At 65.0% G+C, this 12,242-nt stretch carries 15 protein-coding genes and 1 tRNA gene; 11 read left to right on the top strand and 5 right to left on the bottom strand.

Translation table 11 applies throughout. From position 1 onward, the window contains the following. Nucleotides 1–111: 111 nt before the first annotated feature. The 3 genes from PVW51_RS20340 to PVW51_RS20330 are packed head-to-tail and all read left to right on the top strand — an operon-like array spanning nucleotide 112 to nucleotide 2,294. Nucleotides 112–945, top strand: coding sequence for a GNAT family N-acetyltransferase (locus PVW51_RS20340; protein ID WP_274577127.1), 834 nt, complete (start codon nucleotides 112–114; stop codon nucleotides 943–945). Nucleotides 946–987: 42 nt separating this feature from the next. Beyond that, a complete protein-coding gene (locus PVW51_RS20335) occupies nucleotides 988–1,743 on the top strand; it encodes a 3-hydroxyacyl-CoA dehydrogenase (protein WP_274577126.1) in 756 nt (251 codons plus the stop codon). Then, complete coding sequence (locus PVW51_RS20330; protein ID WP_274577124.1) at nucleotides 1,743–2,294, top strand: sugar O-acetyltransferase; 552 nt, start codon at nucleotides 1,743–1,745, stop codon at nucleotides 2,292–2,294. Before PVW51_RS20335 ends, PVW51_RS20330 begins: the two co-directional genes overlap by 1 nt. Here the strand turns inward: PVW51_RS20330 and PVW51_RS20325 are convergent, their stop codons facing one another. From PVW51_RS20325 to PVW51_RS20310, 4 genes are all read right to left on the bottom strand, one after another. Continuing rightward, complete coding sequence (locus PVW51_RS20325; RefSeq protein ID WP_274577123.1) at nucleotides 2,295–2,612, bottom strand: DMT family transporter; 318 nt, start codon at nucleotides 2,610–2,612, stop codon at nucleotides 2,295–2,297. 46 nt (nucleotides 2,613–2,658) lie between these two features. Next, nucleotides 2,659–4,467 (bottom strand): ABC-F family ATP-binding cassette domain-containing protein, encoded by a 1,809-nt coding sequence (locus PVW51_RS20320; protein WP_274577122.1) that lies wholly within the window; start codon nucleotides 4,465–4,467, stop codon nucleotides 2,659–2,661. 64 nt (nucleotides 4,468–4,531) lie between these two features. Then, nucleotides 4,532–5,254, bottom strand: a complete 723-nt coding sequence (locus tag PVW51_RS20315) for a GNAT family N-acetyltransferase (RefSeq protein WP_269366456.1) — start codon at nucleotides 5,252–5,254, stop codon at nucleotides 4,532–4,534. A gap of 69 nt (nucleotides 5,255–5,323) precedes the next feature. Next, on the bottom strand, nucleotides 5,324–5,779 hold the full coding sequence (locus PVW51_RS20310) for an outer membrane protein assembly factor BamE (protein ID WP_269366458.1): 456 nt from the start codon (nucleotides 5,777–5,779) through the stop codon (nucleotides 5,324–5,326). A 90-nt stretch (nucleotides 5,780–5,869) separates the two neighbouring features. Between PVW51_RS20310 and PVW51_RS20305 the strand changes: the two genes are divergently transcribed. The 8 genes from PVW51_RS20305 to PVW51_RS20270 all read left to right on the top strand — a co-directional run bounded on the left by PVW51_RS20305 (nucleotide 5,870) and on the right by PVW51_RS20270 (nucleotide 11,821). Further along, nucleotides 5,870–6,421: a YceD family protein gene (locus PVW51_RS20305; protein WP_274577120.1), complete on the top strand. Its 552-nt coding sequence runs from the start codon at nucleotides 5,870–5,872 to the stop codon at nucleotides 6,419–6,421. Between the two features lie 218 nt (nucleotides 6,422–6,639). Beyond that, the gene (gene rpmF, locus PVW51_RS20300; protein WP_114273517.1) at nucleotides 6,640–6,846 is read left to right on the top strand and encodes a 50S ribosomal protein L32; all 207 of its coding nucleotides are present in this window, start codon (nucleotides 6,640–6,642) and stop codon (nucleotides 6,844–6,846) included. A gap of 44 nt (nucleotides 6,847–6,890) precedes the next feature. Beyond that, complete coding sequence (gene plsX, locus PVW51_RS20295; RefSeq protein WP_114273518.1) at nucleotides 6,891–7,967, top strand: phosphate acyltransferase PlsX; 1,077 nt, start codon at nucleotides 6,891–6,893, stop codon at nucleotides 7,965–7,967. Continuing rightward, nucleotides 7,964–8,935 carry a beta-ketoacyl-ACP synthase III gene (locus PVW51_RS20290; RefSeq protein ID WP_269366463.1) on the top strand — a complete coding sequence of 324 codons (972 nt, stop codon included), beginning with the start codon at nucleotides 7,964–7,966 and terminating at the stop codon, nucleotides 8,933–8,935. Before plsX ends, PVW51_RS20290 begins: the two co-directional genes overlap by 4 nt. 110 nt (nucleotides 8,936–9,045) lie before the next feature. Beyond that, the gene (ihfA, locus tag PVW51_RS20285) at nucleotides 9,046–9,348 is read left to right on the top strand and encodes an integration host factor subunit alpha (protein WP_114273520.1); all 303 of its coding nucleotides are present in this window, start codon (nucleotides 9,046–9,048) and stop codon (nucleotides 9,346–9,348) included. A 4-nt stretch (nucleotides 9,349–9,352) separates the two neighbouring features. Beyond that, nucleotides 9,353–10,525 carry a MerR family transcriptional regulator gene (locus PVW51_RS20280; RefSeq protein WP_274577118.1) on the top strand — a complete coding sequence of 391 codons (1,173 nt, stop codon included), beginning with the start codon at nucleotides 9,353–9,355 and terminating at the stop codon, nucleotides 10,523–10,525. Nucleotides 10,526–10,592: 67 nt separating this feature from the next. Beyond that, nucleotides 10,593–10,669: transfer RNA gene (locus PVW51_RS20275), tRNA-Pro, on the top strand. A gap of 75 nt (nucleotides 10,670–10,744) precedes the next feature. Next, the gene (locus PVW51_RS20270) at nucleotides 10,745–11,821 is read left to right on the top strand and encodes a 2'-deoxycytidine 5'-triphosphate deaminase (protein ID WP_274577174.1); all 1,077 of its coding nucleotides are present in this window, start codon (nucleotides 10,745–10,747) and stop codon (nucleotides 11,819–11,821) included. Between the two features lie 76 nt (nucleotides 11,822–11,897). Here PVW51_RS20270 and PVW51_RS20265 read toward each other — a convergent pair whose 3' ends face one another. After that, complete coding sequence (locus tag PVW51_RS20265) at nucleotides 11,898–12,158, bottom strand: hypothetical protein (protein ID WP_269366468.1); 261 nt, start codon at nucleotides 12,156–12,158, stop codon at nucleotides 11,898–11,900. Between the last annotated feature and the right edge of the window lie 84 nt (nucleotides 12,159–12,242).

The raw sequence follows: 12,242 nt of genomic DNA, 5'->3' as shown, positions 1-12,242 counted from the left end.
GCCGCGCAGCGCCACCGCCATCGTGAGGATGGTGGTGGTGCAGCGAACAGAGCCGCCTTTCCACCGCCAGGCCTAACGCACTATTAACCTTTCTCGCGCTCACATCGGGGCATGGTTGATGCACCGCCCCCGCCCGCGCCTGCCCTGATGCAGGACCCGGCCTTTGCCGCGGCGTTGCGGCTTTGTGGGGCTGCGCCGCTGATCCTGCCCGGCGGGGCGATGATCCTGCGGCGGCGCATTCTGGGTCTGCCGATCCTGATGTTGCCGCGTATGGCGCCACCGCGGGACCTGAACGAACAGCTTGCCGCGGCCGGGCTGGCCCGGCTGCCGCTGATCCTGTCGCCTGCGCATCCCTGCCCGCTGCCCCGCGCCCTGCGGCTGCGCGCAGCGCAGCAGATCGCCCTGCTGGACCTCGGCACCGATCCGGAGCGGCGCATCGCCCGGCTGCATCCGAAATGGCGCAACCAATGGCGAAAGGCGCGCCGGGCAGAGCTGCGGCTGTCCCATGGGCCGATGCCCGCCGATCCGCACCATCCGCTGCTGCTGACAGAGGCGCTGCAACAGCGGCAGCGCGGCTATGCCGGATGGCCGCTGGCGCTGACCTGCGCCTTTGCCGCCGTGGCCCCCGCGCAGACCCGGCTCTTCACCGCACGGCGCGGGCAGCGGGTGGTGGCGCAGATGCTGTTCCTGCGCCATGGCACCGGGGCCAGCTATCACATCGGCCACAGCTTTCCGGAAGGGCGCAGATGCCATGCCCATAACCTGCTGCTGATGACAGCCTGCGACTGGCTGGCGGCAGAGGGTCATGAGACCCTCGACCTCGGGCTGCTGCACAGCGCCACCCCCGGGCTGAACCGGTTCAAGCTGCGCAGCGGCGCGCGGGCCTGTGCGACCGGCGGCACATGGCTGCGCTGGCATCCCCTTGCGCGCCGCCGCTGCCCATGATCATCTGAACCCCTGTTCAATTGCATATCCGGGAGGGGCCACATGCAGCTCGACACCACCGCCGCCATCATCACCGGAGGGGCCTCCGGCCTGGGCGAGGCCACGGCACGCCATTTTGCCGCACAGGGCGCACAGGTCACCCTGCTGGACCGCGACACCACGCGCGGGCCGCAGGTCGCTGCCGACATCGGCGGGCATTTCGCCGAAACCGATGTGACGGATGAGGATTCGGTCAGGGCCGCCATCGCGCTGGCCTCCGAAAAGATGGGCCGGATCACCGTTGCCGTGAACTGCGCCGGTATCGCGCTTGGCATCAAGACGCTGGGCCGTGACGGGCCGCATCCCCTGGGCGATTTCCAGCGCACCGTGGACATCAACCTGGTGGGCAGTTTCAACATCGCACGGCTGGCGGCGCAGGCGATGGCAAGGAACGATCCCGAACCTGACGGCGCGCGCGGTGTGATCATCAACACCGCCTCCATCGCCGCCTTTGACGGGCAGAAGGGCCAGGCGGCCTATGCGGCCTCGAAGGGCGGAATCGTGGGCATGACCCTGCCAATGGCGCGCGACCTGGCCAAGGAGGGCATCCGCGTGATGACCATCGCGCCGGGCATTTTCCGCACGCCGATGCTGGCGGGTCTGCCGGAAGAGGTGCAGGCCGGCCTTGCCGCCGATGTGCCAAACCCCGCGCGGCTGGGCGATCCTGCGGAATACGGGCGGCTGGCCGGTTTCATCGTCGAGATGGGCTATCTCAACGGCGAGGTAATCCGCCTGGACGGCGCGCTGCGGATGCGCTGATGCGGATGCGGAGCGCGCAGGAGAAGATGGCGGCGGGGGAATGGTACTCCTGCCTTGACCCGGCGCTGGAGGTGCTGCGCCAGACGGCGCGGCGCGCGATCCACGCGCACAACCACCTCCCCCCAGAGCCGCGCGAGACGCTGAGCGCACCGCTGCGGGGGCTCTTTGCCGAACAAGGCCCCGACTGCCTGGTCGAAGCGCCCTTCCACGCGAGTTACGGCTGTCACATCCATCTGGGCGCGCGGATCTACATCAATGCGCATTGCGTGATCCTGGACAGCGCCCGGGTGGAGATCGGGGATGACACGATGATCGGGCCCGGGGCGCAGATTCTCAGCGCCCAGCACCACAAGGATCCGGTCAAACGCGCGGCCGGTCAGGAGATTGCCCTGCCGGTCACGATTGGCCGGAACGTCTGGATCGGGGCCGGGGCAATTGTCATGCCGGGGGTGACGATTGGCGATGCGGCGATTGTGGCGGCCGGTGCCGTGGTCACCCGGGATGTTGCCGCAGGGCTGACCGTAGCGGGCGTGCCTGCCCGACCGCTCTGATCAGCCGCCGGAGATTTTCAGCCCGATCACGCCGCCGACGATGGCCAGCACCGAAACCGCCTTGAGCGGGGTCATCGCCTCGCCCAGCAGCAGCGTGCCCAGAGCCACGGTGCCCAGCGTGCCAAGTGCGGTCCAGACCGGATAGGCGATGGAAACCGGCAGCTGTTTCATCGCAAGGGCCAGGAACCACAGGCCGAATATGATCCCCACGATGGTCACCAGCGTCGGCGTGAGCCGGGTGAACCCCTGTGACATCTTCATGCCCATTGCGAACATGACCTCGAAAACCGCCGCCAGAACAAGAAGTAGCCAAGCCATGATGTGATCCTTTCACGCCCTCGGTGTCGCCGCGTTCTGGGCGCGGTCAGGCCTCTGCCTTGTCTTCCAGCAGCAGCCATTCCTCTTCCGCTGCTGACAGCTTTTCCTGACGTTCCACAAGGGCTTGCGTCGCCTTGTTGAACTTGACCGGCTCGCGGGTGAAGAGCTCTGCATCGGCCAGCAAAGCCTCCAGCTTGCCGATCTCGGCCTCCAGCCGTGCGATCTCTGCGGGCAAGGCCTCAAGCCGGTGCTTTTCGGTAAAGCTCAGGCCGGATTTCTGCGCTTTGGCGGTCTTTTCCCGCACCGGGGCTTCCCTGGGTTTGACCACGCTTTGCGAAAAATCATCCTGCCCGCGCTGGGACAGATAATCGGTCCAGCCGCCCGCATAGACCGTGGCGCGCCCGTCCCCCTCCATCGCGATGGTGGTGGCGGCGACGCGGTCCAGGAAATCGCGGTCGTGGCTGACCAGAATCACCGTACCGTCATAGGTTTCCAGCAGTTCCTGCAAAAGGTCGAGGGTTTCCACATCCAGATCGTTGGTGGGTTCGTCCAGCACCAGCAGGTTGGAGGGCCGCGCCATCAGTTTCGCCAGCAGCAGCCGCGCCTTTTCACCGCCCGAGAGCGAGCGCACCGGCGCACGGGCCTGTGCCTCGTCAAAGAGGAATTCCTTGAGGTAGCCCACCACATGTTTCGGCTGGCCGCGCACCAGCACCTGATCGGCCTTGCCGCTGACCCGCATCTCGGGATCGCCGGTCAGCGAATCCCACAGCGACATGTCGCCGTCCAGCTGTGCCCGGGCCTGATCGAACAGCGCCAGTTCCAGGTTGGTGCCCAGCGTGACCCTGCCCGCATCCGGCTGTTCCGCCCCGATCAGCATGTTCAGCAGCGTGGTCTTGCCCACCCCGTTGGGGCCCACCAGCGCAATCCGGTCACCGCGCTGCACCTTGAGGGAAAAGTCGCGCAGAATCACCTTGTCGCCAAAGTGTTTGGCGATGCCTACCGCCTCGATCACCTTGCGGCCCGATTTGGGGCCGGCATCCAGCGCCATTGCCGCCGTGCCCTGCCGTTTGATCTGGCTGGCGCGTTCGGCGCGCAGGTCCTGCAGGGCACGCACCCGGCCCTGGTTGCGCTTGCGCCGGGCCGAGATCCCCTCGACCGCCCAGCGGGCCTCGGCCTTGATCTTGCGGTTCAGCTTGTGGCGCTGGGTGTCTTCCTCTTCCCAGATCTGGTCACGCCAGGCTTCGAAATCGCCAAAGCCCTTTTCCTGCCGCCGCACCTGGCCCCGGTCGATCCACAGGGTTGCCCGTGTCAGCGCGCGCAGGAAGGCACGGTCGTGGCTGATGATGACAAAGGCGGTGCGGGTGGTTTTCAGCTCTTCTTCCAGCCAGCCGATTGCCTCGATGTCCAGATGGTTGGTGGGCTCGTCCAGCAGCATCAGTTCCGGGGCCTGCGCCATCAGCCGCGCCAGAGCCGCGCGGCGGCGTTCGCCGCCCGAAGCGGTGGCCACCGGGCGCGCCGGGTCGAACTTCAGCCCCTCGCCTGCGCGTTCCACCTTGTACATCTCGCCCGGGTCCAGCCCATGGGCGGCAAAATCGCCCAGCGTGTCGAAGCCGCTCAGATCCGGATCCTGTTCCATGTAACCCACGGAAACGCCCGGCCCCGCGATCACATCGCCGCTGTCGGCCTCGACCAGACCGGCCATGACCTTCATCAGGGTCGATTTGCCCGACCCGTTGCGCCCGACCAGCGCCACCCGGTCGCCGGGCTGCACGACCAGAGACAGGTCCTCGAATACCGGATCCCCCCCGAAGGTGAGCGATATTTCATTCAGTTGAAGAAGGGGTGCACGTGCCATGCGCCGCAGCTAGCGTCACCTTGAGGGGAAATCAACGCCCCTCCTCTTTTTGGCCAAAAATATCCTAGACCAAGGCCCGCAACAGGCGCTTGCGGGCGGCGGGAATCGCGCCGATCTCAAGCCCGGTGAAAACATGCAGCGTGTTCATCTGGCGGTCCACCACCGCATGGTCGCTGACCCAGCCGCCCATCATCAGATAGGTCCGCAGCAAGGGCGGCATCCGCAGCATCGCTTTCTTCAGGTCAGGCTTGCGCCGCAGCCGGGCGGCAAAGCGGAAGACATCCGGCGCCTTCACCCGGGGCAGCCAGCGCTTGGGGGCCAGGTGGCGGGCGCGCAGCATGGCAAAGGCGTCGAGATACTCTGCGGTTTCCGTCCCGGCAAAGGAGGAACAGCCAAACAGCATCTGCACCCCACGCGCGTCCACAAGCTCGGTCATTGCCGCCCAGGCCAGACGCTGGATGTCGGGGTCGCGCCAGTCGGGGTGCACGCAGAAGCGTCCCAGCTCCATCATCAGGCCTTCATAGGATTGCAGCGCGCTGAGCTCGTAGAACTGCGCGGCATAGGATTGCGGCAGGTCAGCCCCCCGCAGGGTCAGCAGCCGGTAACAGCAGACCAGGGTGCCGCTGGAGGTGTCCTCGATCAGCACATGGGTGCATTGGTCGTCATAGGCATCCACATCAAGCGGTGCCTGCAGCCCGAAGCAGAAGGCGCGCAGACGCTGGGCTGCCGCCAGATCGGCGGGGCCGCTGGCGCTGCGGGCGGTGTATCTTCCCTTTTTCAGATGCATCACTGGTTCATGTCCCCTATGCAACGCGGTCTGTGTCACCACCTGCCAAAGGGATATGACACCATGATGTCAGCCCGCCAGACCGGCCGGGTTAAAGCGCCCGATGTTGCCCAGAAGCTGCCGGATGAAGGATTTGTCGCTTACCGGCGAGGAGGTGACACGCTGGGTCAGCGGCACCACCTGCCCCTTTTCCAGACCGAAGCGTTCGACGTTCTGCACCACACCCTGTTCAGAGAAGCTGATCGCGACCACCTGGCGGTCGATCTCCTTTGAGGCCAGCGGGCCAAGGGTGCGGGTGCGCATCCGCACGTAATAATAGCCGGAGTTGGTCAGCACACCGGAGGAGGCAGGCACGCCGATCTTTTCGGCCACGGTTTCCTTGGTATCCGCGCCGACCTGGATCTGCTGCAGGTCTTCCTCCGGGGGGACATAGCCATGGTTGCGGTACTGCGGTGAACATGCGCCCAGGGCGACGATCCCGGCAAACGCCAATGCCATCATGCCGGCTTTGTTGGTCCTGTGCATCTGTCCTGCCCTCTTGCCCTTGTTTGGTCTGGCTTTATTTCGCATACACCATGGACCCCCTCAGGTTCAAGAAACGAAAACAGGCCCCCCATGTCCCCCAAGCCCCCAAGTGACACCGCCATCCGCGTCTCGGAGCTGTCGCAGAGCGCCGAGAACGGCTTTGCCCTGCGCCCCGACAAGGCCATGCTGGAGCAGATCGCGGCCGACCTCGACCTCAGCGCGCTGCGCAAACTCAGCTTCGACGGGCAGATCAGCCCGCTGGGCCGCAGCGACTGGCAACTGACCGGCAGGCTGGGTGCCACCGTGGTGCAGCCCTGCGTCGTCACCCTGGCCCCCGTCACCACCCGCATTGACACGGATGTGACCCGCCAGTTCGTGACTGCCTTCGAAGATCCCGAGGAGCCGGAGGCGGAAATGCCCGAGGATGACACCGTCGAACCGCTTGGCCAGTGGATTGATCCCGCCATTGTGATGCGCGAAGCGCTGGCGCTGGCGGTGCCGGATTATCCCCGGGCGGAGGGGGCGGAACCGGTGCAGATCGTCTATACCGAACCCGGTCAGGCCCCGATGACGGATGATGACGCCAAACCCTTTGCCGGGCTGGCCGGTCTGAAGGCAAAGCTGAACAAGGAAGACCCCTGAGGGCCGCAGCCGGAGTGGCCCTGAGATTGGTGTGGCGCAACCGGAAATACCTGCTTGCATCGCGACATTTTCCGGGTATTTTGCCGCCCTCACCCCAATTAAGGTTGGACAATGCAGGGCCTCTCGCCTAAAGCGGCGTCACGCCCGATGAGGGGTCGATTGAAACACGGCTGTTTGCGCCCATGATGCACAGCCCCGAACCGACAAAGGCACCAGACATGGCTGTCCAGCAGAATAAAGTTTCCAAGTCGCGCCGCAACAACCGCCGTGCGCACGATTCGCTCTCCGCTGCGAACCCGAACGAATGTTCCAACTGCGGTGAACTGAAGCGTCCCCACCACATCTGTGCCGCCTGCGGTCACTACGATGATGCAGAGGTGGTCGCCCTGACAGACGAGATCGAACTGGAAGACGACGCGGCCTGAGCCGGCGCTGCCCATTTTCAGATCATAAAAAGGCATTCGCACCCATGACGGCCCCGACCGATCATACCGCAGCGAAGGCCGGACGCACCCTGATATCCGTGGACGCCATGGGGGGTGATGAAGGCCCGGCAGCCGTTGTTGCCGGGTGTTCTCTGTCTGCAAAGCTCAATCCCGATATCGCCTTTATCCTGCACGGGGACGAGGCGCAGCTCACTGCGCTTGTCGCCAGGCGGCGCGAGCTGGAGGGCCGCTGCGAAATCAGGCATGCGACTGACGTCGTGACCATGAAGGACAAGCCGAGCCAGGTGGTACGCACCGGCAAGGATACCTCCATGTGGTCCGCGATCGAAGCCGTGCGCACGGGCGAGGCCGCCGTGGCGGTCTCCTGCGGCAATACCGGCGCGCTGATGGCGCTGTCGATGATCCGCCTCAAGAAACTGCCCGGTGTGAACCGTCCGGCCATTGCCGTGCTCTACCCCTCGTCCAATCCGCAGGGGTTCAACGTGATGCTGGATGTGGGCGCGGATGTGCGTGCCGATGCCGACGACCTGCTGCGCTTTGCCCTGATGGGCACCTCTTATGCCCGCAACGGCATGGACATCGCCCGCCCCCGTGTCGGACTGCTGAATGTCGGCACCGAGGAACACAAGGGACGCGCCGAGCTGAAGGAAGCCTATGATCTGATTCGCGACCAGCGCGATCAGGCCGGGTTCGAATTTGTCGGTTTCGTCGAGGGCGGCGATATCTCCGGCGATGCGGCGGATGTGATCGTGACCGACGGTTTCACCGGCAATGTCGCGATCAAGACCGGCGAAGGCACTGCCAACATGATCGGCAACCGCCTGCGCGAAGCCTTCAAATATTCGCCCCTGTCGCGGCTGGCCTCGCTGCTGGCCTATACCTCGCTGATGCGCCTGCGCCGCAGGATCGACCCGCGCCGCGTGAATGGCGGCGTGTTCCTCGGCCTCAATGGCACGGTGGTCAAATCGCACGGCTCTGCGGATGCAACCGGCGTGTCGGCAGCCATCAAACTGGCGGCGCAGCTTTCCGAAAGCCGTTTCAACGACAAACTTGCCGCGCGCGTCGCCGCCACGCTGCCGACCGAAGAGACGCCCATATGAATACCCGATCTGTTGTCATTGGCTGCGGCCACTACCTGCCTTCGCGGATTGTCGAGAATTCCGAGTTCGAAGCCACGCTGGACACCAATGACGAATGGATCAGATCGCGGTCGGGCATCGAACGCCGCCATTTCGCGGCCGAGGGGGAGACCACCTCGCAGATGGCCACAGCCGCCGCCCGGGCGGCGCTGGACGACGCAGGGCTCGGTGCGGATGACGTCGATGCCATCATCCTGGCAACCTCCACCCCCGATCTTACCTTCCCCTCCGCCGCGACCATGGTGCAGGCGCAGCTGGGCATGACAAAGGGCTTTGCCTTTGACGTGCAGGCGGTCTGTGCCGGTTTCGTCTTTGCCCTGGCCAATGCCAATGCGCTGATCCTTTCGGGTCAGGCGACGCGGGTTCTGGTGATCGGGGCGGAAACCTTCAGCCGGATCATGGACTGGACCGACCGGTCGACCTGCGTGCTTTTTGGTGATGGCGCGGGTGCCGTGCTGCTTGAAGCGCAAAGTGGCGAGGGCACCGCGCAGGACCGTGGCATCCTCTCGACCGATCTGAACTCCGACGGGCGGCACCGCGACCTGCTCTATGTCGATGGCGGCACCAGCACGGGCACTGTCGGCTATCTGCGGATGCAGGGCAATCAGGTGTTCCGCCACGCGGTCGGCAAGCTGGCCGCCACCGCCACCACCGCGATGGAACGGGCCGGCGTGACCCCCGAAGACGTGGATTGGATTGTGCCGCATCAGGCCAATATCCGCATCATCCAGGGCACCGCGAACAAGCTGAACCTGCCGATGTCGCAAGTGGTGGTAACGGTCCAGGATCACGGCAACACCTCGGCGGCCTCCATCCCGCTGGCGCTCTCCGTGGGCCGCGACCGGGGCCAGATCAAGCAGGGCGACCTGCTGGTGACCGAGGCGATCGGCGGCGGCCTGGCCTGGGGCGCCGTGGTTCTCAGGTGGTAAGCACCTGTTATCGGGGCGGAAATTTCCGCCGAAACAGCGCCCTGCAAGTCATTGATATTGACTCCCTATTCCAGTGCCGCCAAAGTTGCTGAAAATAAATGGGGGATTGAATGTCAAACAAGACTTTGACGCGCATGGATCTGAGCGAAGCTGTCTTTCGCGAAGTGGGTCTGTCGCGCAACGAAAGCGCGCAACTTGTCGAATCCGTATTGGAGCATATGTCCGACGCGCTGGTCGCTGGCGAACAGGTCAAGATCTCGTCTTTTGGCACCTTCTCGGTCCGTGACAAGACCGCCCGCGTCGGCCGCAATCCCAAGACCGGAGAAGAAGTGCCGATCAACCCGCGCCGTGTCCTGACCTTCCGCCCCTCCCATCTGATGAAAGACCGCGTCGCAGACGGCAACAAGTCCTGATCTCATGGCCAAATCGCCCGACGCCTTCCGCACCATTTCCGAAGTGGCCGACTGGCTGGGCATACAGGCCCATGTCCTGCGGTTCTGGGAAAGCAAGTTCACGCAGGTCAAACCGATCAAGCGGGCGGGCGGACGGCGGTATTATCGCCCCGGCGACATGCAATTGCTGGGCGGCATCAAGAAGCTGCTGCATGACGACGGGCTGACCATCAAGGGCGTTCAGAAGATCCTCCGCGAGGAAGGCATGAATCATGTCGCGGCCATGTCCGCACCGCTGGATGAGCTGACCGCCTCCCAGATCGACGACACGCCGGAAACTGCCGCGCCGCCGCCCCCGGCTGCAGCGGTCGAACCGGAAACAGGGGTTGTCCTCAGCTTTGAACCGGCGGCTGAAAAGAACGTGAAGAACGACCCGGAAGCGGTTGAAGAAGAAGAGGATTTCACCTCTGAACCCGCTGATGATGCGGGTGAAGAAGCGCCATCGGCGGCCGCCAGTGCTCCGGATGCCCCGGCAGAGGATGAACAGGCCAGCGCCGCCCCGGAAGCCCCCGCTGCACCAGCGCCCGAAGCAGCGCCTGATACCCCCGCCGCTGCACCGCAAGGCGCGCCTGAGCCCGACGGGATTGAGGCCCGACCCGCCGAAGACCCCGCGCCGATCCCCGAGGCCCCGATGGCCGAGGATGTCGAGGATCCGGAAGACGAATCTGCAGCGGAGGAGCCGGTAGCGATCCGGCAGGCCGATGCCCCCGGGGCAGCACCGGAAACCGAAGCGCGGGAGCCTGAGGCACCCGCCGCCGAAGAAAGACAGGCCCTGCCCGCCTTTCTGCGCCGCCCGCTGGAAAGCGCCCCGGCCGATCCCTCCGACAACCCGCCGCCACCGGCATCCGGGGAAAGCGACGCGCCCGCCGCAGAGGCCGACGGGCCGCAAGCCGCCCCCGAGGCACCGGCGGAGGACACACCGCCCGCACCGAGGCCACGCGTGCTGCCGGATCTGGCGCTGACCGCGGAACAGGACTTCGATGCGATCCCGGCGGTGCTGACCACCGCCTACCGGCTGAGGTCCCTGAACCGGGACAAGCTGGACCGGATCGAGCCGCTGGTGGCACGGCTGACAAAGCTGCGTGATTCGATGGCCGCCAGCAGGGGCAATGGCGGCGGCCCGCGGTCAAACGGCTGATCCCCATGTCCGGGGCGGCAATTCCCTCTTGCACGCCGGGCAAGATCAGGTATGAACCGCCTGAGTTCGGGCTATGGCGCAGCCTGGTAGCGCGTCCGTCTGGGGGACGGAAGGTCGCAGGTTCGAGTCCTGCTAGCCCGACCAAACAATCCGAACGCCCGCACCCTTTGTGGTTCGCGGGCGTTTGTTTTTGAAAGGCCCGATCCGATGAGCGATGTCATGCATGGCGTGATCCCCAACCAGCAGATCAGCGACATGATCGACGCAGGTCAGATCAGCGCGGCCCTGCCGGTCATTCCGGGCCAGATCCAGCCTGCCAGCCTTGACCTGCGCCTTGGCACCCGTGCCTTTCGCGTGCGCGCCTCCTTTCTGGCCGGTCACGGCAAGAGCGTTGCGGAGCGTCTGAGCGAATTCCAGATGCACGAGGTTGATCTGACCCCGGGTGCGGTGTTGGAAAAAGGCTGTGTCTATCTGGTGCCGCTGATGGAGGCCCTGGCGCTGCCTGACGATGTTTCCGCCGTGGCCAATGCCAAAAGCTCGACCGGGCGGCTTGATCTGCTGACCCGCACGATCACCGATGGCGGCACCGAATTCGACCGAATCGCGCCGGGCTATACCGGGCCGCTTTATGCCGAGATCTGCCCCCGCTCCTTTTCGGTGCTGGTGCGCCCCGGCATGCGCCTGAACCAGATCCGCTTTGGCCGGGGCGATGCCATGCTGGACGACGCGGCCCTGCGCGCCCTGCACGACCAGACGCCGCTGGTGGATGGCAAGCCGGTGATCGACGACGGGCTGGGCTTTTCCGTCGATCTGAAACTGCCCGGCACGACGCTGGTGGGCTACCGTGCCAAACCCCATACCGGGGTGATCGACCTTGATCTGATCGGCCATTATGCAGCGGCGGATTTCTGGGAAGAGGTCCACAGCACCGAAGGTCATATCATCCTCGATCCGGGCGCATTCTATATCCTGGTCAGCCGCGAGGCGGTGACCATCCCGCCGGATTATGCCGCCGAAATGGCCCCCTATCTGGCGATGGTGGGTGAATTCCGGGTGCATTACGCGGGGTTCTTCGATCCGGGGTTCGGCCATGCCGCGGCGGGCGGCAGCGGATCACGCGGCGTGCTGGAAGTCCGCTGCCACGAAGCGCCCTTCGTGCTGGAGCATGGCCAGGTGGTGGGCAGGCTGATCTATGAGCGCATGACCGAAAGGCCCACACAGCTTTACGGGGCGGGCATCGCGTCGAACTATCAGGGACAGGGGCTGAAACTCAGCAAACATTTCAAAGCTGCCTGACACCCCTGCTCTTTTTGGCAAGAAAATATCCCTGCGCAGCGCCTGCCGCGCAAGACACCCTCGCCGGAAAAACGCCTCAGAACTTCGAGAAGCGGCGCATCGCCTTCATGGATTGCTTGGCATGGCCGGTATTCTGGCGCGCCTGACGCCGGGCGCGCCGCTCTGCGCGTTCCTCAGGCGTCAGCTGGCGCTGCTGCACCGGGTTGCCGTCCGCGTCCACTTCGGGCTGATTGCGGCGCTTGCCGATCTTCGACGCCTGGTCGAATCCGGCGTTCACGCCGCGCCGCACCAGCTGATGCATGACCTGGCGGATAATCATGTTGATAATCTGGTTCATTGACTGACCCCTTTTTACCTCACCCCCTATATAGCACGTATTGCGGCAATTTTCAGGCTGATCGGAGCAGAAAACCGGCCATCG

Origin of the sequence: Sulfitobacter sp. PR48, from assembly GCF_028807335.1 — a bacterium.
Taxonomy (GTDB): domain Bacteria; phylum Pseudomonadota; class Alphaproteobacteria; order Rhodobacterales; family Rhodobacteraceae; genus Sulfitobacter.
The sequence above is the reverse complement of the archived record's forward strand: the minus strand, read 5'-3'. Positions and strand labels throughout refer to the sequence as shown.